19 protein-coding genes are annotated in these 19,283 nt (G+C 64.3%); 8 read left to right on the top strand and 11 right to left on the bottom strand.

The window, feature by feature from the left end; genetic code table 11:
• Window positions 1-11: 11 nt before the first annotated feature.
• Both BRA471DRAFT_RS02355 and BRA471DRAFT_RS02350 read right to left on the bottom strand, forming a co-directional pair.
• Complete coding sequence (locus BRA471DRAFT_RS02355; RefSeq protein WP_007604425.1) at window positions 12-773, bottom strand: ABC transporter ATP-binding protein; 762 nt, start codon at window positions 771-773, stop codon at window positions 12-14.
• Window positions 773-1,792: an ABC transporter substrate-binding protein gene (locus BRA471DRAFT_RS02350; protein WP_007604424.1), complete on the bottom strand. Its 1,020-nt coding sequence runs from the start codon at window positions 1,790-1,792 to the stop codon at window positions 773-775. The genes BRA471DRAFT_RS02355 and BRA471DRAFT_RS02350 overlap by 1 nt, the downstream gene beginning before the upstream one ends.
• 95 nt (window positions 1,793-1,887) lie before the next feature.
• On the opposite strand from BRA471DRAFT_RS02350, the gene BRA471DRAFT_RS02345 reads away from it, so the two are divergent.
• The 3 genes from BRA471DRAFT_RS02345 (at window position 1,888) to BRA471DRAFT_RS02335 (ending at window position 6,806) form a co-directional block, all read left to right on the top strand.
• A complete protein-coding gene (locus tag BRA471DRAFT_RS02345; RefSeq protein ID WP_007604423.1) occupies window positions 1,888-2,604 on the top strand; it encodes a GntR family transcriptional regulator in 717 nt (238 codons plus the stop codon).
• Between the two features lie 199 nt (window positions 2,605-2,803).
• Window positions 2,804-3,232 carry a response regulator gene (locus BRA471DRAFT_RS02340; RefSeq protein WP_007604422.1) on the top strand — a complete coding sequence of 143 codons (429 nt, stop codon included), beginning with the start codon at window positions 2,804-2,806 and terminating at the stop codon, window positions 3,230-3,232.
• The gene (locus BRA471DRAFT_RS02335) at window positions 3,210-6,806 is read left to right on the top strand and encodes a PAS domain S-box protein (RefSeq protein WP_007604421.1); all 3,597 of its coding nucleotides are present in this window, start codon (window positions 3,210-3,212) and stop codon (window positions 6,804-6,806) included. The genes BRA471DRAFT_RS02340 and BRA471DRAFT_RS02335 overlap by 23 nt, the downstream gene beginning before the upstream one ends.
• A gap of 109 nt (window positions 6,807-6,915) precedes the next feature.
• Here the strand turns inward: BRA471DRAFT_RS02335 and BRA471DRAFT_RS02330 are convergent, their stop codons facing one another.
• Complete coding sequence (locus BRA471DRAFT_RS02330) at window positions 6,916-7,551, bottom strand: response regulator transcription factor (RefSeq protein ID WP_007604420.1); 636 nt, start codon at window positions 7,549-7,551, stop codon at window positions 6,916-6,918.
• Window positions 7,552-7,782: 231 nt separating this feature from the next.
• Here BRA471DRAFT_RS02330 and BRA471DRAFT_RS39260 point away from each other — a divergent pair, with 231 nt between their 5' ends.
• Window positions 7,783-7,962: a hypothetical protein gene (locus tag BRA471DRAFT_RS39260; RefSeq protein WP_231171016.1), complete on the top strand. Its 180-nt coding sequence runs from the start codon at window positions 7,783-7,785 to the stop codon at window positions 7,960-7,962.
• An 84-nt stretch (window positions 7,963-8,046) separates the two neighbouring features.
• Here BRA471DRAFT_RS39260 and BRA471DRAFT_RS02320 read toward each other — a convergent pair whose 3' ends face one another.
• The 7 genes from BRA471DRAFT_RS02320 to BRA471DRAFT_RS02290 all read right to left on the bottom strand — a co-directional run bounded on the left by BRA471DRAFT_RS02320 (window position 8,047) and on the right by BRA471DRAFT_RS02290 (window position 14,562).
• A complete protein-coding gene (locus BRA471DRAFT_RS02320) occupies window positions 8,047-8,550 on the bottom strand; it encodes a response regulator (RefSeq protein ID WP_007604418.1) in 504 nt (167 codons plus the stop codon).
• A gap of 141 nt (window positions 8,551-8,691) precedes the next feature.
• A complete protein-coding gene (locus BRA471DRAFT_RS02315) occupies window positions 8,692-9,009 on the bottom strand; it encodes a hypothetical protein (RefSeq protein ID WP_007598957.1) in 318 nt (105 codons plus the stop codon).
• 2 nt (window positions 9,010-9,011) lie between these two features.
• The gene (locus tag BRA471DRAFT_RS02310) at window positions 9,012-9,893 is read right to left on the bottom strand and encodes a protein-glutamate O-methyltransferase CheR (protein WP_007604417.1); all 882 of its coding nucleotides are present in this window, start codon (window positions 9,891-9,893) and stop codon (window positions 9,012-9,014) included.
• 59 nt (window positions 9,894-9,952) lie between these two features.
• Window positions 9,953-10,339 carry a response regulator gene (locus BRA471DRAFT_RS02305; protein WP_007604416.1) on the bottom strand — a complete coding sequence of 129 codons (387 nt, stop codon included), beginning with the start codon at window positions 10,337-10,339 and terminating at the stop codon, window positions 9,953-9,955.
• Between the two features lie 31 nt (window positions 10,340-10,370).
• Complete coding sequence (locus BRA471DRAFT_RS02300; RefSeq protein WP_007598954.1) at window positions 10,371-10,844, bottom strand: chemotaxis protein CheW; 474 nt, start codon at window positions 10,842-10,844, stop codon at window positions 10,371-10,373.
• Window positions 10,845-10,868: 24 nt separating this feature from the next.
• Window positions 10,869-13,712, bottom strand: a complete 2,844-nt coding sequence (locus BRA471DRAFT_RS02295) for a hybrid sensor histidine kinase/response regulator (protein WP_007604415.1) — start codon at window positions 13,710-13,712, stop codon at window positions 10,869-10,871.
• Between the two features lie 427 nt (window positions 13,713-14,139).
• Window positions 14,140-14,562 carry a response regulator gene (locus tag BRA471DRAFT_RS02290; protein ID WP_167552308.1) on the bottom strand — a complete coding sequence of 141 codons (423 nt, stop codon included), beginning with the start codon at window positions 14,560-14,562 and terminating at the stop codon, window positions 14,140-14,142.
• Window positions 14,563-15,198: 636 nt separating this feature from the next.
• Between BRA471DRAFT_RS02290 and BRA471DRAFT_RS02285 the strand changes: the two genes are divergently transcribed.
• The 3 genes from BRA471DRAFT_RS02285 (at window position 15,199) to BRA471DRAFT_RS02275 (ending at window position 16,805) form a co-directional block, all read left to right on the top strand.
• Window positions 15,199-15,897, top strand: coding sequence for a Crp/Fnr family transcriptional regulator (locus BRA471DRAFT_RS02285; RefSeq protein WP_179950131.1), 699 nt, complete (start codon window positions 15,199-15,201; stop codon window positions 15,895-15,897).
• Window positions 15,898-16,055: 158 nt separating this feature from the next.
• Window positions 16,056-16,433, top strand: coding sequence for an Hpt domain-containing protein (locus BRA471DRAFT_RS02280; RefSeq protein WP_035974585.1), 378 nt, complete (start codon window positions 16,056-16,058; stop codon window positions 16,431-16,433).
• Window positions 16,434-16,556: 123 nt separating this feature from the next.
• Window positions 16,557-16,805 carry a hypothetical protein gene (locus tag BRA471DRAFT_RS02275; RefSeq protein ID WP_007604412.1) on the top strand — a complete coding sequence of 83 codons (249 nt, stop codon included), beginning with the start codon at window positions 16,557-16,559 and terminating at the stop codon, window positions 16,803-16,805.
• A gap of 82 nt (window positions 16,806-16,887) precedes the next feature.
• Here the strand turns inward: BRA471DRAFT_RS02275 and BRA471DRAFT_RS02270 are convergent, their stop codons facing one another.
• Entirely contained in the window at window positions 16,888-17,511 is a 624-nt protein-coding gene (locus BRA471DRAFT_RS02270) for a helix-turn-helix transcriptional regulator (RefSeq protein ID WP_007604411.1), read from the bottom strand.
• Between the two features lie 338 nt (window positions 17,512-17,849).
• On the opposite strand from BRA471DRAFT_RS02270, the gene BRA471DRAFT_RS02265 reads away from it, so the two are divergent.
• Complete coding sequence (locus BRA471DRAFT_RS02265) at window positions 17,850-19,013, top strand: hypothetical protein (protein ID WP_007604410.1); 1,164 nt, start codon at window positions 17,850-17,852, stop codon at window positions 19,011-19,013.
• Window positions 19,014-19,283: the final 270 nt, after the last annotated feature.

Here is a 19,283-nt window from a genome sequence, read left to right as displayed (position 1 = left end):
GAGAGGCTCCCTCAATGCGCCGTGGCTTCGGCGGCGAACAGGAGATCGTGGATCTCCTTCTCGAGCCGGCCGGCACTGCCATCGTCATTCGAGACCTTGTCGACGTCCACCACTTCGGCCTTGACGCGGCCGGGATGCGGCGACAGCAGCAGGATGCGGTTGCCGATGCGGATCGCTTCCGCAATCGAGTGGGTCACGAACAGCACGGTGAATTTGGTCTCGCTCCAGAGCTGGAGCAGCTCGTCCTGACAGGTCCGGCGCGTCAGCGCGTCGAGCGCGGCGAACGGCTCGTCCATCAGCAGGATGTCGGGCTCCATTGCCATGCCGCGCGCGATCGCGACGCGCTGCTTCATGCCGCCGGAGAGCGTGTGCGGATAGGCATCGACGACGCGGGTCAGGCCGACCTTCTCGATATAGGCCCGCGCCCGCACCTCGGCGTCCTTGCGCGAGAATTTTCGCGCGGTCAGCAGCGGAAACATTACGTTGGCCAGCACGCTCTTCCAGGGCAGCAGCTGGTCGAACTCCTGGAAGATCATCATGCGATCGGCGCCGGGACCGTGGATCTCGCGGTCGTTGATGGTCATGCGACCTTCGCTCGGCGCCATGTAGCCGCCGACGGCCTTGAGCAGGGTCGACTTGCCGCAGCCGGACGGCCCGAGCAGCACGAAGCGATCGGACCTGTCGACGGTGAAGCTCACCCTTTCCGTGGCGGTGACGACGGCGCTGGAGGTCTTGTAGCGCAGCGTCACGGAGCTGACGTCGAGCAGCGCCATCAGTTGCCCTTCAGGTCGTGGGCGACGGGGAGATAGTAATCGGTCCAGGCCTTGGGCTGGGTCTTCAGCGTGCCGGTCTTGAACAAATGGGCGGCGAATTTCATCGTGCCCTGCGGTTCGAGATTCCACTCCATCATGCCCGGCTCCTTGAGCAGATCGAGCAGCTCTTCCACCGAGGTCTTGTCGCCGGTGATCTCCTTGTAGATTTCGACCGCCTGCTTGGTGTCGCTACGGATCAGATCCTGCGCCTCCTTGGTCGCATCGCGCACGGCCTGGATGATTTTCGGGTTGGCATCGGCGAACTTCGTGGTGGTGAAGAACTGCGCCTGGCTGAGCGGGCCGCCCATCACGTCAGGCGACGACAGCACGACATGTGCGCCCGGCACGTTCTTCAGCTCGAGGAACGTGAACGGCGGAATCGAGAAATGGGTGTGCACCTCGTGCTTGGCGTTGGACAGCGCCGCATAGGCGTCGGGATGGCCGAGCTGCACCGTGTTGACGTCCAGCTTCGACCATTGGTCGGCGCCAAAGGCCTCGGCGGCGGCGATCTGGAGCACGATCGCCTGGGTCGAGACTTTGACGGTCGGCACCGCGATCTTGTCGCCGGGGCCGAAATCCCTGATCGACTTGATGTTGGCGTCGCGGCTGATCAGCGTCATCGGCTGCGCCGAGGTCGCGACGATGCCCTTGACGCCGCCGCGGGTGCGGTCCCACAGCAGCAGCAGATTGCCGGTGCCGGTGTTGAGGATGTCGACGCCGCCCGCGAGCAGCGCATCGGTCTGCGCACCGCCGCCGGAGAAGGTGACCCATTTGGTGGTGACACCCGCCACCCCGAGCTGGGCTGCATGCTTTTCGATCAGCTTCTGTTTTTCCATGACGTGGCTCGGCATGTAGAAAATGCCGGGCTGGCGCGACAGCGAGATCTCGGATTTTTGCTGCGCCGTCGCGGGCGAGGCCGTCAGCGCCGTCGCGGCGATCAGGGCGATGGCCGTGAGGCCGCACTGCAATTGCTTGATCATTGTTGTTCGTTTCCTCCGGCCGCCATTGACGAGCGATCTCGCTGATGCACTAATGTATTAGTGCATCAAAGGCAAGGCCGGCCGGAGCTCTTCGCATGGAAACAACCCACCCCGCGTCCCGCGCGGCCGCCCGCTCCGGCGCGCGGCTCGACCGGGCCCGGCAGGCCGCGCCGCAAGTGTTCGAGCGGCTGCGCAACGCCATTCTCGCGCTCGAATTGCCGCCGGGCTCGCCGCTGTCGCGCACGGATCTCGCCGCACAATTCGGCGTCAGCTCGACGCCGATCCGCGACGCCTTGATGCGGCTGGAGGAAGAAGGGCTGGTCGACGTGTTTCCGCAGCACGCCACCGTCGTCAGCCGGGTCGATGTCGGTCGGGCCGAGCAGGCCCATTTCCTGCGCCAGGCGCTGGAGCTCGAAATCGTCCGTCTGCTCGCGCAGCAGCACGGCGAAGCGCTGGTCATACGCCTCGACCACGCGATCGCGCTCCAGCAGCAATGCGCCAAGGCCGGAGACTTCGAGAGCTTCATCGCCGGCGACAATGATTTTCATGCGCAGCTTTATGCCGCAGCCGGCAAGCAGGAACTCTGGACGCTGGTGCGCAGCCGCAGCGGACATATCGACCGGCTGCGCCGGCTGCATCTACCCTCACCCGGCAAGGCCCAGAACATCGTCCGCCACCACAAGCTGATCACGCGCGCGATCGAGGCCGGCGACGCCGATGCTGCGCAACAGCATCTGCGCAAGCACCTGTCGGGCACGTTGAGCGAGCTCGCCACGATCCGAAGCCACTATCCGGAATATTTGACCGACTAGGCCTATGGCGCGCGGTTGTCGCGAGTGCTTGTGCACGTCACCGTGCATAAGTTGGCGGCATCGTTTCGCCATTTGCGAGCAATCGTCGGATCGATGGCGAAGTGCTTGCAGGCCGGATGCAATCCGCGCAACAATTTCAGAGTTGATGGTTTGATTTGCGGTCGCTGGGAAGCCCCATCCGGCCCGGAGGATACCAGACGTGGCCAACATCCTGATCGTGGATGACGACCCGGCCGTGCAGATGACGATCCGGCTGCTCCTGGAGAGGGTCGGTCATCACATCACCGTCGCCGGAGACGGCCGCAAGGGACTTGCGCTGTTCGAGGCCAGCCAGTTCGACTTGCTGTTTCTCGACATCTTCATGCCCGGCATGGACGGCCTGGAGACGATGCGCCACATCCGGGCGCTGCAGCCGGCGATTCCGATCGTCGTCATTTCCGGCCGTTCGTTCACGCCGGATGCCCATGCGGAGCCGGACTTCCTCAGGATGGCGACCAAGCTCGGCGCGGTCGCGAGCCTGCAGAAGCCGTTCCGGCCCGACGCGCTGCTCGCCGCGGTCGCTGGCTGCCTGGACGCGGCGCGGACGGCATCGGTGAGGAATCCGGATGTCAGCACCGGCCGCCGATGACAAGAACCTTCATTCTGTTCCAACCAAGCGCGGGCACGGCCATTCAGGACGCGGTGCAAATATCGCCATGACGCTCGCTACGCGGCTCGCCATCGCGATGATCCTGCTGGTGGCGGTCACCGTGGCCGCAGTCGGCTGGCTCGGCTATCGCAATATCACCCAGGCCGTCATTCCGCGGGTCCTGGAACGGATTGAAGCCCAGTCGAGCCTGCTGGCCACCCATCTTGAATCCTACGTTGCCGGCGCTCGCGGCGATCTGCTCGGTTATCGCTCCGCCGCGGCCATCAACGGCCTGATCCGTGCCCATATCGGTGGAGGCCTCGACGATGTCGACGGCGTTTCCGAGCAAACCTGGCGCGAGCGCATCGCTGCGCGGCTCGCAGCCGAGATCGACGCGAAACCGAGCTACGGGCAATTTCGAATCATCGGCCTTGACGACGACCAGCGCGAGCTGGTCCGCGTCGATCGCACCGGCCCGAACGGAACAGCACGGATTGTCCCCGACGGCGAACTGGAACGCAAGAACGACCGAACCTACTTCCAGGAGACGATTCAATTGGCGCCGGGCGACATCTATGTTTCGCCCGTCGATCTCGCCACGCGCCAGGGAGGAACCACGGACCCTCACATTCCGACGTTGCGCGTCGCGACGCCGCTGTTCACGCCTGATAGCAAGCCGTTCGGCATCATCATCGCCAATATCGACATGCGTCCTGCGCTCGACCGCGTCCGCTCGACCGCGAGCGCAGGAGGAGAAATCTATGTCGTGAATTCGCGTGGCGACTATCTTGTCCACCCTGATCGCGCGCGGGAATTCGGTGCATTGCTTGGCAACGCCAACGATTGGCGCCGAGACTTTCCTTTCTTTGCAGCCCGGGCCGGCCTGCCGCAAGGATCCACGCAGCTTACGAGCGATCAAGCGGGCCGGCCGAGTGGAGCGGCGATCGCACCGGTACTGCTGGCCGGCAAGGAGTGGTTGGCAGTCATCGAGACGGCACCACCATCCGTGTTCAGTAGCGTTCCGGCGGCCATTCAAAAAACCTCCTCGCTGGTCGGCCTGCTTGCCATCCTTGCCGCAGCTTTGCTTGCGGTGCTGCTGGCGCGCTCATTGACGCGGCCGATCGGGCGTCTGACCGCGGCGGTGGAAGCGATCGGCAGCGGACGGCGCGCCGAGATTCCCGTCGATGCGAGCGGAGAGACAGGCGTGCTGGCGCGGGCATTCGCGCAAATGGTCGAAGAAACGAGAGCAAAGACGGCCGCGCTTGAACGCGAGATCGAGGAGCATCGCCGCACCGAGGCCGCGCGAAGCCATCATGAAGCGCGCGAGCGCTTGTTCAGCGCCGCCGTCGAATCCTCCGACGATGCGATCGTGATGCAATCGCTCGACGCCATCATCACCGGCTGGAATGCGGCCGCCGAGCGCCTCTACGGCTATTCGGCGAATGAGGCGATCGGGCAATCCACCTCGATCATCGTCCCACCCGACCGACGCGAGCAAGGCAAGGACTATTTGCGGCGGATCGCCGGAGGTGAACCGATCGAACGCTTCGAGACGGTGCGCCTGCGCAAGGATGGCACGTCGGTCGAAATCTCACTCAGCCTGTCGCCGATCAGGGGCCCGTCTGGCGAGATCGTGGGCGCCTCCGGCACGGCGCGCAGCCTGACCGAGGCGCGGCGGGCCGAGCGGGCGCTGCAGCAGCAGCTCGAGGAACGGCGGCAGATCTTCGAGACCTCCCAGGATCTGATCATGGTGATGGACGCGCGCGGCCACATCGCGCAGATCAGTCCGAGCAGCGAGGCCATCCTCGGCTACCGGCCGGAGCAGATGATCGGTCGCAGCGGCGCCGATTTCATTCATCCGGACCACCTCGACCGGTCGCGCGACGAGATGCGCGCACTGCGGCGCGGCGAACGTCCGAGGCTCGCCGACACCCGCTGCTTCCACAAGAATGGCCACGAGGTCTGGCTGTCCTGGCTCGCCAGCTGGTCCGCCCAGGCCAATCGCTACTTCTTTGTCGGGCGCGACATGACGGAGGCGAGGCTTGCACAGGAGTCCTTGCGGGAGAGCGAACAGCTGGCGCGCAACATTGTCGAGACCTCGCTCGATGCTTTCACCCAGACCGACCACACCGGGACCATCCTGAGTTGGAACTCGCAAGCCGAGAAGCTCTTCGGATGGACGCGTGAGGAGGCGATCGGCGAGGATGCGATCGAGCTTTTCGTCGCCCCCAGTGAGCGCGAAAGTGTCAGGGCCAGACTGAAGCTCTTTCTCGAATCCGAGCAACAATCGCTGGCCAATCCACGGCGCGACCTTTTGGTGCGGCGGCGCGACGGCAAGGAGTTCAGGGCCGAGCTCAGCGTCACGGCGCTCCGGCGACGCGAAGGCGTTCTCTTCAATTCGTTCTACCGCGACCTGACCGACAAGATCGCGGCCGACGAGCGCATCCGCCAGGCCGAAAAGATGGAGGCGGTGGGCCAGCTCACCGGCGGCGTGGCGCACGATTTCAACAACATCCTCACCGTCATCACCGGCACGATCGAGATCCTGGCCGACGCGGTGGCCAAGGAGCCGGAGCTCGCCGCGATCACGAAGATGATCGACGAGGCCGCCGGGCGTGGCGCCGAGCTGACGCAGCATCTGCTGGCTTTTGCGCGCAAGCAGCCGCTCCAGCCGCGCGAAATCGACGTCAACGCGCTGATCATCGACACGGCGAAATTATTGCGGCCGACGCTGGGCGAGCAGATCCATATCGAATCGGTGTTCGAGGACGAGAACTGCGTCGCGATCGTCGATCCCAGCCAGCTCACCACCGCGATCCTCAACCTCGCGCTCAATGCCCGCGACGCCATGCCGGGCGGCGGCAAGCTGATCGTGGAGACGGGCGCGGCCTATCTCGACGAGGTCTATGCCAACGTCAACGACGTCCCGCCGGGACACTACGTGCTGATCGCCGTGAGCGACACCGGCAGCGGAATTCCCGCCAACATGCTGGCCAGGGTGTTCGACCCCTTCTTCACCTCGAAGGGACCGGGCAAGGGCACCGGACTCGGGCTTTCGATGGTCTACGGCTTCATCAAGCAGTCAGCGGGCCATATCAAGATCTACAGCGAGGAAGACCACGGCACCACGATCAAGATGTATCTGCCGCCCGGCAAGACGCCAACGGCGGTCGGCGAGAGCGCGACGCCGGCGACCATCGAGGGCGGACACGAGACGATCCTTGTGGTCGAGGACGACCGGCTGGTGCGCGACTACGTGCTGGCACAGCTGCATTCGCTCGGCTACGTCACCTTGCAGGCTGCGAACGCCGCGGAGGCGCTCGCAATCGTCGCCGCCGGAAAACCGTTCGACCTCCTGTTCACCGACGTCATCATGCCCGGCAAGATGAACGGGCGGCAGCTCGCCGACGAACTGCAGAGAACGCGTCCCGATCTCAGGGTGCTCTACACGTCCGGCTACACCGAGAACGCGATCATCCATCACGGCCGGCTGGATTCGGGCGTTCTGCTGCTGGCGAAGCCCTATCGCAAATCGGATCTGGCGCGGGCCATCCGCAAGGCGCTGAGCGGGTGATGTGAGGGGCCGTAGCCCGGATGGAGCGTAGCGCAATCCGGGACGTGTCTTGCCGTGGACACGGATCCCCGGATTTCGCTACGCTCCATCCGGGCTACTGCCGATAAATTTACGACGCGCGCTGCGCCGCGGTCATCACGATCCGGATCAGATCGGCGGCATTGCGCGCACCGAGCTTCTTCATGATGTTGGCGCGGTGGTCCTCGATGGTGCGCGGGCTGATGCCGAGCGTGCGGCCGGCTTCCTTGTTGGAAGCGCCGGCGGCGAACTGCTCGAGCACCTCGCGTTCCCTGCGCGTCAACGGCTCGCGCCCGGGGAAATGCAGCGAGCCGAACTTCGGCGCCGCGTTCTCCGACTGCCTGCGTGCATAGGCGCCGATCGCCTCGTCGAGCCGGCCGACGATCTCGCTGCCGCGGAACGGCTTCTCGATGAAGTCGAGCGCGCCGCTCTTGATGGCCCCGACCGCCATCGCGATATCGCCCTGTCCGGAGATCATGAAGATCGGTGCCGGATAGTCTTCGCCGTGCAGCTCATTGAGAATATCGAGGCCCGACTTGCCGGGAATGTGCACGTCGAGCAGGACCGCTGCAGGTGTGCGGCTTCGCGCGACAGAGAGCAATGCTGCGCCGTCCGCAAAACAGATCACCTCATAGCCCGCCGCCTTCAACACCATCGACAAGGTGTCGCGAACGGCAGCGTCGTCGTCGACCACGAAGATTTCACCGCGAGAGCTTTGTTCGGCCATGTGCCACACATCCGGTTGGCATGAAGGACTCGCGTCCGCCCCAACCGTTATGGCGTTCGGCGCGGATTCGGCCCACCGTATTTGTACGGGACATGGACTTAACGCACAAGTAGCGGCAAGGCGCCCAATTGCAGAGGACGGAGAATATCCATGCTAAATTGGGCCGCTACGCCGCCTCTCGTCGCAATGCCCGAAGTCGAGAGCCGTGAGCTGATTGCGGCTGACCTTCGCATGCTGATCTCGCAGATCGAGACCAGTATGCGCCGGACCGCCACAGCCATGGATCAAGAACACGGCAGCGATCCGGAAGGTTCCGCCGACGTTTTCGTGCTCGACGACGTCACACCCAGGTATGCCATCGCGATCGCCGCGCTCGACGCCTGCCGGGCGGGCCTTGGGCCACGCCGCTGAATGCCTGTCGGAAACTGGCAGCACGGTACAGATCGCGGTTGCTGCGGCGCGACGACCGCATTTCATCGCATGGCAGGCCGCGGCTCAGGCGCGGTGCCGCTCCACGATCGCGTCGGTGGCGACACCACCCCAAGTGTGGATAGCCGGCAGGCCCATCGCGGTCTTGCTGAGATTGGCGAGGCTGATGCGCAATGCGGCCAGATCCAGCGGCTTGGGCAGGCTCTGGAGCTCGATCCCGACGGAACGGGCGAAGCTGCGGGCGGCGCTGCGGCGCTTGCCGTCCATGCCGCTGATGACGATCACGGCGCCGCCAAATTTCGCCTTGGCCATCTCGCCCAGCACGTCGATGCCGTCGCCATCCTCCAGCAGGAGATCGAGTGTCACGCAGTCGAAGCGTGCGGTGCGGAGTTTTTCGATCGCTTCGGCCACGGACGGCGCCACGGTGACTTCATGGCCGGCCTGCTTGGCCGCGACCGTGATCAGGCTGCGCTGGGTGGCGTCGTCATCGACCACCAGAAGCTGAAGTGCGCGACGCTCGGCGCCGTCGGGCAGGTTTGACGGGAGAGGGGAAAAAGAGCTTCTGGGCATTGCGGTATCCTGAGATTGAGACCGGCAATGCATACACGGCTCGCGCTTAGGCGACGTAAAGTCGCCAAGGCAAATTCAGTCGGATGTTTCAGCAAATGTGAACCAACTTCGCGGCAAACGGCGACGAGACGCAGGTGACGATCACGCCGCCTCGTCACGGCCACCGGCGGCGCCGCGCTTCTTCCGGTTCTTGCCACGCAGGAATTGGATGTCCATTTCGACGCCGTTGACGCGCACCAGTTCGCAGCGGCGGTAGGCAAGCCCGGTGGACGACAGCAGCAGGAAGAACTCCTTGAGGTTCAGGCCCTGAATGGAGCCTTCCACCGTCAGGATGGCGTCGGTGTCGGAGATCGCGTTGAGCTTGCAGTCGCGGCGCCACGTGCCGTCGATGGCCATGATGCAGACATCATAGCCGCGACTGAACGTCACGCGTTCCGCGCCCTTGCCATCCTCGGCCATGCCTATCGTCCTGCCATGACCGCTACGCGCGGCACGGCGCCGGCAAGCGCCGGCTTGGCGGCCGCGGCACGCGGGTCGTTCGGCTTGTAGAGACCGCGCCGCTCTGGAATTGGCCTGAACGTGTCGGTCAGTCCGACCACCGTTTCGGCCGCGCCCAGCACCAGGAAACCGTCTCCCTCGATCTGGCGAGCCAGGCGGTTGAAAATGTTGATCTTGGTGTCCTGATCGAAATAGATCAGCACGTTGCGGCAGAAGATGACGTCGAAGGTGCCGAGCTGAGCGAAATCGTGCAGCAGATTGAGCTGCCGGTGCTGGATCATCGCCCGTAGCTCGGGATTGATCTGCCAGGTCTCACCGGTCTGCTTGAAATATTTCATCAGCATCTGGATCGGCAGGCCGCGCTGCACTTCGAACTGGCTGTAGATGCCGGCCTTGGCCTTCTCGAGCACCTCCTGCGACAAATCGGTCGCGATGATCTCGACGCGCCAGCCGGTCAGGGCCGCACCCATCTCCTTCAGACTCATCGCCAGCGAATAGGGCTCCTGCCCGGTCGAGCCGGCGGCGCACCAGATGCGCACACTGCGGCGGCCGGAGCGGGCCTTGATGATCTCCGGCATGATGGTGTCGCGGAAATGATCGAACGGGACCTTGTCGCGAAAGAAGAAGGTCTCGTTGGTGGTCATCGCCTCGACCACGCTGGTGACGAGCGCGCCCGAGCCAGCGCCTTGCAGCTTCTGCACGAGCTCGCCGATGCCAGGGATCCCGGCCTTGCGCGCCAGCGGCAACAGCCGGCTTTCAATCAGATATTGCTTGTCTGCGGACAGATCGAGCCCGGAATGATCCCTCAGGAACTTACGCAGATACTCATACTCGGTCGGGGTCACTGATAGGCCTCTCGGAAGCTGTACTGGGAACACTCTGGCTGGAACACTCCGCCAGACACTCAGACCATGGCTTGCCCGACCGGGATCAAGCCGACTTCAGCGAATTTGTCGGCGATGATGTCTTTGTCGAAGGGCTTCATGATGTACTCGTTGGCGCCCCCGCTGAGCGCCTGAGCGATATGAGCCACGTTGTTTTCGGTGGTGCAGAACACGACCTTGGGCTCCTCGCCGCCCGGCAGGCGGCGCATGTGGCCCATGAACTCGAAGCCGTCCATCACCGGCATGTTCCAGTCCAGCAGCACCGCGTCCGGCAGCTTGTGCTGGCAGATCTCGAGCGCCTTGGAGCCGTCCTCGGCCTCCGTGACTTCGAATTCCAGGCCTTCCAGGATTCGGCGTGCGATCTTGCGCACGACGCTGGAATCATCGACCACCAAACACGTCTTCATTTCGGTTCTCCGGCTTCGATGTTTCTGGGGCTCACGCAGCCATTTGCACTTCGGTCTTGAGCTCGAGGACGCGGTCGACGTCGAGGACGACCATGAGCTGGCCGTCGAGACGGTGGACACCGCCGGCGAGCTTGGCCATGCGGGGGTCGAGATTGACGGGGTTTTCTTCCATGCCGTCCTCGGCGAGCCGCAGCACTTCGCCGATCTGGTCGATCAAGAGGCCATAGGATTCACCGCGCAGGTCGACGCCGACCGCCATCGGGATCTTGCCGTCCTCGGGCTTGGGCAGGCCGAGCCGGGCGCGCATGTCGACCACGGTGACGATGCGGCCGCGCAGGTTCAGCACGCCCGCGATCTCGCGCGAGGACAGCGGCACGCGGGTGACGCGCTCGGGCATGAACACGTCCTGGACGCGGGAGATCGGCAGGCCGAACAGCTGGCCGCCGATCATCGCGGTGACGTATTCGACCATGGCGCCTTCGCCGGACTGGGTCTTCTTGGTCATGTTAGTTTCTCCTGATCCCGCTGGTTACGCTGCTGCGCGGCTCAGCTCGGAGGCACCGGCAGCGCCCGCGGTCTGTTCCTTCAGCGCCGCGATCAGACCGGGACGGTCGAACTTGGCGACATAGTCGTGGAAGCCGGCCTGACGGCCGCGCTCGATCGCCGCCGGCGACACCAGCGCGGAGAGCCCGATGATCGGCATCGCGCCCAGATTGCTGTCGGAGCGGATGGTCTCGGCAAACTCGAACCCGTTCATGTCGGGCATCTCGATGTCGGTCAGGACCACGTCGAAGGTCTGCGCGCGCAGCGCCGCCAGGCCCTCCTGCGCGGTCGGCGCGGTGCGGACGCGGTAGCCGGCGGCCTTGAGCACCGGGGCCAGCATGTTGCGGAAGAACGCGGAGTCGTCGACCAGCAGCACCGATTGCGAGTGCAGCGACGGCTTCATCTCCTTGCGGGTGAACCAGTCGGAGAACGCCATCGGCAGAAAGTGGCCGACGTCGATCACTTCGGTGGCCTGGCCCTTGATCACGGCCGAGCCGAGAATGCCGGAGGAGGATCCGCCGACCTCGATGTTGAGCCGTTCCTCGACGATGTCGATGATCTCGTCGACGACGAGGCCCATGGAGCGGCCGTCATCGGAGAACACCAGGATCGGCTGGGCGCCCTGGCTCGCGATGGTGACGCTCTCCATGGCCACGAGCGGCATCAGCTGCTCGCGGTACTGCACCATGTAGCGGCCGTTGCTGAACTCGATCTTGTCGGCCGGGAGCTCTTCCAGGCGCGTGACGAGCCCGAGCGGGACCGCCTTGGGCTGGGACGAGCCGGCGCGGAACACCAGCAGCGAGGTGGTCTGCTCGCCCGATCCGATGTGGTGAGCCCCGTTCTCGTTGTTCATGTCATGGGCCGAAGAGCCGGCGGCGCCGAGCGCCTTGGCGATGCCGTTGGGGTCGATGATCATGATGACCGCGCCGTCGCCCAGGATGGTATTGCCCGAGAACATGTCGATGTGACGCAGTTTCGTCGACATCGGCTTGACCACGATTTCTTCGGTGTGGAACACGCCGTCGACGACGATGCCGAAGGTCTGGCTGCCGACCTGCGTCACCACGATGAAGCCGTTCTCGGGATCGGAGACGGCGCCGTCGTCGATCTTGAGCAGCTTCTTGAGGTGGATCAGCGGCAGCAGCTTGTTGCGCAGCCTGAGAACCGCGGTGTCCTTGATGCGCTCGATGCGGTGCTCCGAGTTGGCGCGGGCACGCACCAGCTCGACCACGGAGAGCTGCGGGATCGCAAAGCGGTCGCCGGCGGCTTCCACGATCAGCGCGGAGACGATGGCGAGCGTCAGCGGGATCTTGATGGTGACGGAGGAGCCCTCACCGGCGACCGACTTGATGTCGATGGTGCCGCCGATCTGGTCGATATTGGTGCGCACCACGTCCATGCCGACGCCGCGCCCCGACACCGAGGTGATGGCGGCAGCGGTCGAGAAGCCCGGCGCGAAGATGAACTTGTGGATCTGGGCTTCACTCATCTTCTCGAGCTCGGCCTCGCTGACCAGGCCCGAGGAGATCGCCTTGGCCTTGATCCTGTCGGTGTTCAGGCCACGGCCGTTGTCGGCGATGCAGATGATGATGTGGCCGCCCTCGTGATAGGCGGACAGGCGAATGGTGCCCTGCTCGCCCTTGCCGCCGGCGAGACGCTCGGCCGGGGTCTCCAGGCCATGGTCGGCGGAGTTGCGCACCATGTGGGTGAGCGGGTCCTTGATCAGGTCGAGCACCTGGCGGTCGAGCTCGGTGTCGGCGCCGTGCATCTCCAGCTCGATCTGCTTGCCGAGTTCGCTCGAGAGGTCGCGAACGATGCGGGGCAGCTTCTGCCAGGCATTGCCGATCGGCTGCATGCGCGTCTTCATGACGCCTTCCTGCAGCTCGGCGGTGACGTTGGACAGCCGCTGCAACGGCACCTTGAACTCGGTGTCCTCGTTGCGGCGGGAGATCTCCAGCAGCTGGTTGCGGGTCAGCACCAGCTCCGAGACCATGGTCATCAGATGCTCCAGCGTATCCACGTTGACGCGGATCGACTGGTTGGCGATGCTGGCGCCCTCGCCGGCGCCCTCGTCGGCGGCCATCGATTTCTTGGGCGCGACCTTCTCCTTGGGCGCCTTAGTCTCCTTGGCGACGTCCTTGGCAACAGGCACCGGGGCTTCAGCGGCAGGCTCAGGCTCGGCCTTGACTTCGGCTTTGGCAACGGGCGCCGGGACTTCGATCGCGGTCTCGCGGAAGGCGCGCTCGAGCTCGTCAAGCGAGACTTCGCCCGGACGCAGCGGACGCTCCAGGCCCTGGTCGGCGAGCACGCCGGAGGTCGGCGCGGCTTCAACGGCGACAGGCGCTTCCGGCGCCAGCGGCGGCGCTTCAGCCACGGGAGCAACGCTTCCAGCCGCCGGCATCGGCTGCGCCGAGCCTGACGCGATCGGCTGCGCCGACGCTGACATGGCCGCCATGCCCTGCTCGACCATCGCTTCCAGCTTGTCGATGAGGTCGCGGTCGGTGCCCTCGGGCTCGGCTTCGGTCGCCTCCAGCCCGGCCAGAATTTCCTTGATGCGGTCGATCGAGGACAGGATCACCGTCACCGCCTGCCCCGTCACCGGCATGCCGTCACGGAATTTGCCCATCAGCGTCTCGCCGGCATGCGCCAGCGCTTCAAGTCGCGGCAATCCGAGGAAGCCGCACGTGCCCTTGATGGTGTGGACCAGCCGGAAGATGTTATCCAGGATCTTGGCGTTGTTCGGCTCCTGCTCGAACTTCACCAGCTGATTGTCCACGGTGTCCAGGCTCTCGCTGGTTTCCGTCAAAAACTCCCGCAACAGATCATCCATGAGCTACGCCTTACTGACCTGGATCTGGACCTCGACGCCCGAGCCGCGCTCGGCATGAACGGAAGCCCCCCGCCTTGGATCGTTAGACATCCCCTTTCACGGTCCCGTTAATTTCATCCTCCGTGCTAATACGGATATTGAAGACAAGTTTGCCGTTCGACCGCATGCGACAGCGTTTTTCGGCAAATCCGGCACCACGCCGCAACGGCGAGACGCGTGAGGTGAACGTGCCGATAACAGCGGGACCAGGCGCGCGGGAAAGCCCTGCTTGTGAAGGACGATATCCGCGCTCTTCGCGGAATTGTATCGAGCCGCCTGCAATCCGGGGCGGTCTCGCCACTGTCGCTTGGTGCTTTGCCGAGATACGCAAGACCCGCATTCGCGGTAAACGAACGGTTACCCGCGTCCACCGCGGCCGGTGCCGGCGCTAACCCAGGCGCGCGGCCGAGACAAGGTCGTCGTGAGGACGGTGCTCCGCCAAGCAATCGTTGACGGCGGCGAGCAGCGCGTGCGGCGTGAACGGCTTGCGCAGACAGCGCGTCGCACCGAGCTCCAGCGCCATCCGGAGGAAATCGGGGGCCGGCGAATTCAGATTTGCGAACGCGTAGCCGGACATCGCGATCAACGGAACGGCCGGCGCCCGCTCGTGAAAGATCCGGACCGATTCGAACCCGCGCATGTGCGGCATGAAGATATCGATGATCATCAGATCGAACTGTTGGTGTTCGAGCGCGCGAAGTCCGGCTTCTCCTCCTTCGGCGATCGTCACCTGAAAATTGTTGCGCTGGAGATAGACCTCGATGGCCATGCAGACCATCGGGTCGTCGTCGACGACGAGAATATGGCGCAAACCTTCTGTCCCAGCTTGAGCTTCCCGAATCGGCGATTCAATAATTGAACCGTGGCGCACGCCATGCTCCTTTGCTCGAGAAATGGACTATTGAGAACGTCCTTGGCGGAGCGGGGAAGGCGATGGACGCGGCGCGGATGTAGTGCCTCCGGCCCATGAAGGCCCCCTTGCCGCTTTTACCTGCACAACGTCGCAGGGCCGGCGCGCCGGCTCATGAGCGAATCAGCGTGCCATTCTCATTTCCGCCGCAAATGGCCCAGCTTGTGTGCCCCCCAACGGGTATACGCAGACCGACACAACCGTTATAACAATATTTGTCGCCGCACAACCGGATGACGAACCGGACGCGGCGCGGATCACGTCGAAACGCATGGGGATCAACCATGACCGCGACCACTCTCCAACCGATGCTCCAGTCGATCGATCGGGATCTGCTGGGTCTCCAACTCGGTACCTTGGAAATGGTCAGGGAATCTGTCTTGGCGAGCCCGGCGTCAGGCGGCGGTCGCCGATCGGACAACTTGTCCCAATTGCCAATATATCCCGGCGGGAACATGATGGAACTTGCCTGGACGGAAAGCAGTTTCGTGTGCTGCGGCCCACTGGTCAGGGAGACAGGAGGCTACTTTGGAAACGATGGTGCGTTCCTCCAACGGCTTCCTGTCCGCGCTGTCGGCAGACGATTATGAATTGATCCGCCCGCACCTGCGTACGGGCGATCTGCCGCATGACGCGGTGCTGGTCGAGACCGGCGAAACGCTCAAGCGCGCCTACTTTCCCCATCGCGGCGTCATCTCTCTGGTGGTGGAACTCGCCAGGGGCGAGCACGTGCAAGTCGCCATGATCGGTCGCGACAGCCTGCTCGGAACGCTCTCCATCATGGGCGATGCCTGCGCGCTGAACACGGCCATCGTGCTGGTTCCAGGCTCCGCCTCGATGATGGACCTCGACCGGCTGCGTGTCGCGGCCGACCAGAGCTGCACCCTGCGGACGCTTCTGGCGCGTCACGGACTGGCAGTGTACGCGCAGGTGCAGCAGACCGCGGGCTGCAACGCCGCCCATCCGGTGGAGTCGCGGCTGTCGCGCTGCCTGCTGCACACCCATGACCTCTCCGGCGACTACCGGCTGCTGCTGACCCAGGAGGCGATGGCGCAGATGATCGGCGCTCGGCGCAACAGCGTGTCGCTGGTCGCCAATACCTTGCAGCAGGCGAATTTCATTAACTACAGCCGCGGACACATCCAGATCCTCAACCTGGACGGCCTGCGCCAGACGGCGTGCGAATGCTACGCCACGGTGAAGGCGCAGTATGACCGGCTGCTCGGCCCGCGCTGACTGGTGCTGCGGCGTGGTAAACCGTCCGCTAATTCCGGCCCGCAAACACGGATTGTCCTGCTACCGGAACTGAAATGCGGATGCCGTAGACACGCAACGTGCCGCGCGCGCCTGTACGGGCCGGCGGCAAACGAACCGTGATCAAGGCAGGCCAAACCATGTTCGAAGTCACCGTCGCGCCTGCGCAGACGCCGCTTGATGCCGAGCCCGCGCGCGAGCCGGGCGCGTACCAGGCGCTGGTGCGCGAGATCGGCGAGGACGGTGCTTGCGAAGTGCGCGACGTGTTCTGGAGCGACACCTGCGCGCGCCTGCAATTGCTCCGCACGCTCGCGCTCGCGCAGCATCACGGCAGGATCGCGCGCGAAGCGCATTCGCTGAAGAGCGCGGCCGGGACGTTCGGCTATGTCCGGCTCGCGGCGCTGGCGCTGCGGCTGGAGAAGACCGCGGAGAGCCTCGGCGACGCCGGATTTCGCGACCTCCTGGACCTGATGGATGCGGCCTATGCCGCCGGGCGCGCGCAGGAGCCGGAGGGCTGACGCGCTACCTCGAAAACGCCGTAACCACTCACGCGTGCATGCCCGCCGTACTTCTACGGCTTGGGATTTTCACAGATGGCTAATCATAGGCAGCGATAGTCGCCGGAAACCAGGAGGGTTTCCATGTTCACCTACGAGACCGCGGACCAGAAAGAAGTTCGCCGCTTCCGCATCGCACAGTTCAACGGCCGGATGGCGACGGTGGCCGCTGGCGAGGCGACGGTGACGGGCTTCGTGCGCTCGGTGCTGGAGCAGGAATCGAGCATGCCGCCCCGCTGGACCATCACGATCATTCCCAACGTGCCGAAGGAAGAGCTCAAGCCGCTGCGACCCTCGCCGCGCGCGCGTCCCTTCGCCGAAGATTATTTCTGAGCGTAATCGAAGCCCCGGGTCTTTCTCGAGAGGTGTCTCACCTTGGCCCTCGCCGCTGGCGGGCGGCCCGAGGCAAGAGCCTTCAGTCGATCGAATGCAGCAGCGCCGCACGGACGAGGTCCGCCGTGTTGCGCGCACCGAGCTTCCGCATCGCCTCGGCGCGATGGCTCTCGAAGGTGCGCGGGCTGATCTGCATCCGAAGCGCACCCTGCTTGTTCGAATAGCCCTCGCTGATCAGCCTCAGCACCTCGCGCTCGCGCTTGGTCAGCCGCTTCTGGCCTGACAGGCCGTGCATTTCGGCGCTCGGCACGCGCTGCGGCTGTGGTGCGCGCGCGAGCTTCGATTCGGCGTCCTCGGCCCTGGACGCGATCGGCAGGCCACCCGTGTGAGAACCGGCAAGCTGTTTGACGAGGCCACAAACCCGCTCGGTCTGCACCAGCGCATTCTCCACGACGCGCTGCAAATAGGCACGATCAGCCGTCACCGGCGCGAGCTGATCGCTGTGATGCTTGATCTCGCCCATGTAGAGCAGGAGCGCCGTGAGGGGACCGTTGAGCTCGCGGGCGATGGCGGCGGCCATTTCGTCAGCCGCCTTGGCACGGGCGGCGTTCAGGCGGACGACATCGAGCTCTTGAGTTGGAGCGGCGTTGCTTTCGTACCATTCCGACGGCCGCGAATCAGTGGCCGTATCATTCTGTGACCCCATGTCACTCGTTTAGCGGAACCCGACGCGATCTGTGGTTAACTTTTTGCTCCGTAAGACTACGGTGAATCTGGCAGCTTTGTGCTGAAACGCCGGCGCAGGCACACTTTGTGCTTGAGTAGCAGCGGCTCTCAACATTCCTAGGTTGCTGAATCTGCCCAACCGATGGGCGGATGACACGAAGTCTTCTTAACGCCGATCCGCGCCGATGACGCGCGGACCCGGATTTTACCGATATATTAACGGCGGCTTGCTTCTCTATGTCGCAATTGAGAGCGCGCAAATGCCTCCATGCATGCGGCCGATAGGCCTGCTGGAAACGTTGCGGAAGATTGCGTGCGATGAACGAGATCGACCAGCTATCGGACTTCCTGCAGAAGCTGACGCCGCTGTCGCGCAGCTGCCTGCTCAGCGAGCTCGAACGGCTGGAGCTGTGCGGCATCGACATGCCGGGCTCATCCGACCTCCAATCGCGGCTGCGGGCCGAGTTTCGCAAGGACGGATCGAGCCAGGCGCGCGCCACCAGTCCCTCGCGCCATTTCTTTGCGCCGCTCGAGCTGCTTCTGATCGACGGCGCGCCCGAGCATGCCAATATGGGGCGGATCTCGCGCAACACCCTCACCCCGATCTGGGAGTGGATCTGCCGCGACCTGCTGCCGACCATGGCGCGCGACTACACCAAGGCGATCAACGACCAGGTCGCCGCCAACAACCCGAAGGAAGTGCAAAAGATCGCATCGACCTTCCAGACCAAGGTCGTCAAGGTTCTCGAAAGCACCCTCGCATCAGCGGAGAGCACCGAGTTCGCGCGCGGCAAGCTCGCGCAATACACGGCATCGCGCACCGCCTTCGACGACGTGAAGAAGATGCAGCATGTGCTGCGCGCCGGCGCCGCGCTGCCGAAATTCAACGAAAGGCTGCCCGAGAAGATCGCGAAATTCGACGACGGCCAGGTTGACCAGATCACCGCACGGTTGAACGCCTTCAAGAAGGCCCATCCCGAGGCGCTGCCGTTCGCGCTGACGCTGGTGTCGAACCGGCTGAAGACGTTCTGGCAGTTGGTGCGCCTTGCCACCAAGGCCGCCGCGAGCAAGAGTGCCGCCGACGTCGCCGCCACGCCCTATGCCTGCGTCGTTCACATGGTGCTGGACCAACTCGACGACAGGCGCCTCGCCTTGCGCATCGCGCTCCGGCACAACCGGGTGCTGATCGCACGCGACCTGCTCACCGAGATCTACGACACCGAATATGCGCTCAAGGTGCGGATCGACGGCATCGAGCAGTGTGAGTGGGGCATTCGGCTGCAGCAATTGATGGACGCGATCGCGGCGCTGGTGTCCGCCGAGGTGAGCCGCTTTCCTTCCAATGTCGGCCACATTCTCGGTTCGCGCCGGCTGCGCAGCCACGACACGCTCGGTGGAAAGCTGTCCTATCTGGCCTGGAAGGGACGCGATGCGATCGAGGACGGCGCGGCCGCGTTGCGCAAGCTGATCGGCCAAACCTGATCCCGCGCTAATGCGCGCGCGGCAGGCACAGGAAGCGATCGAGAAATCGTCCTGACAGCACGAACCTGAACCACCAATACATTATTCGCCGCGACGTCATTGCTGTGATCCTCAACAGCCCACCACCGGCTGTCCGAAGCAATAGCGCACCTGCAGCAATCCGCTTGTGATCTGCTTCACATTGGCGCCGGCGCGCGCCGACGCATTGTCGCAGAACCGTCACGCGCGAACCGGGAAAAATGCGCGCATTGCGCGCAATTGAGGCGCTGC

This window comes from Bradyrhizobium sp. WSM471, assembly GCF_000244915.1.
Classification (GTDB): domain Bacteria; phylum Pseudomonadota; class Alphaproteobacteria; order Rhizobiales; family Xanthobacteraceae; genus Bradyrhizobium.
This window is presented reverse-complemented; position numbering and strand designations above follow the sequence as displayed.

Coding starts and splice junctions, on each gene's coding strand:
- BRA471DRAFT_RS02285 (WP_179950131.1), top strand. CDS start 15,199: ATGGTGCGTTCCTCCAACGGCTTCCTGTCCGCGCTGTCGGCAGACGAT.
- BRA471DRAFT_RS02280 (WP_035974585.1), top strand. CDS start 16,056: ATGTTCGAAGTCACCGTCGCGCCTGCGCAGACGCCGCTTGATGCCGAG.
- BRA471DRAFT_RS02335 (WP_007604421.1), top strand. CDS start 3,210: ATGTCAGCACCGGCCGCCGATGACAAGAACCTTCATTCTGTTCCAACC.
- BRA471DRAFT_RS39260 (WP_231171016.1), top strand. CDS start 7,783: ATGCTGATCTCGCAGATCGAGACCAGTATGCGCCGGACCGCCACAGCC.
- BRA471DRAFT_RS02355 (WP_007604425.1), bottom strand. CDS start 773: ATGGCGCTGCTCGACGTCAGCTCCGTGACGCTGCGCTACAAGACCTCC.
- BRA471DRAFT_RS02300 (WP_007598954.1), bottom strand. CDS start 10,844: ATGACCAAGAAGACCCAGTCCGGCGAAGGCGCCATGGTCGAATACGTC.
- BRA471DRAFT_RS02295 (WP_007604415.1), bottom strand. CDS start 13,712: ATGGATGATCTGTTGCGGGAGTTTTTGACGGAAACCAGCGAGAGCCTG.
- BRA471DRAFT_RS02270 (WP_007604411.1), bottom strand. CDS start 17,511: ATGGGGTCACAGAATGATACGGCCACTGATTCGCGGCCGTCGGAATGG.
- BRA471DRAFT_RS02315 (WP_007598957.1), bottom strand. CDS start 9,009: ATGGCCGAGGATGGCAAGGGCGCGGAACGCGTGACGTTCAGTCGCGGC.
- BRA471DRAFT_RS02345 (WP_007604423.1), top strand. CDS start 1,888: ATGGAAACAACCCACCCCGCGTCCCGCGCGGCCGCCCGCTCCGGCGCG.
- BRA471DRAFT_RS02350 (WP_007604424.1), bottom strand. CDS start 1,792: ATGATCAAGCAATTGCAGTGCGGCCTCACGGCCATCGCCCTGATCGCC.
- BRA471DRAFT_RS02330 (WP_007604420.1), bottom strand. CDS start 7,551: ATGGCCGAACAAAGCTCTCGCGGTGAAATCTTCGTGGTCGACGACGAC.
- BRA471DRAFT_RS02275 (WP_007604412.1), top strand. CDS start 16,557: ATGTTCACCTACGAGACCGCGGACCAGAAAGAAGTTCGCCGCTTCCGC.
- BRA471DRAFT_RS02305 (WP_007604416.1), bottom strand. CDS start 10,339: ATGAAGACGTGTTTGGTGGTCGATGATTCCAGCGTCGTGCGCAAGATC.
- BRA471DRAFT_RS02320 (WP_007604418.1), bottom strand. CDS start 8,550: ATGCCCAGAAGCTCTTTTTCCCCTCTCCCGTCAAACCTGCCCGACGGC.
- BRA471DRAFT_RS02265 (WP_007604410.1), top strand. CDS start 17,850: ATGAACGAGATCGACCAGCTATCGGACTTCCTGCAGAAGCTGACGCCG.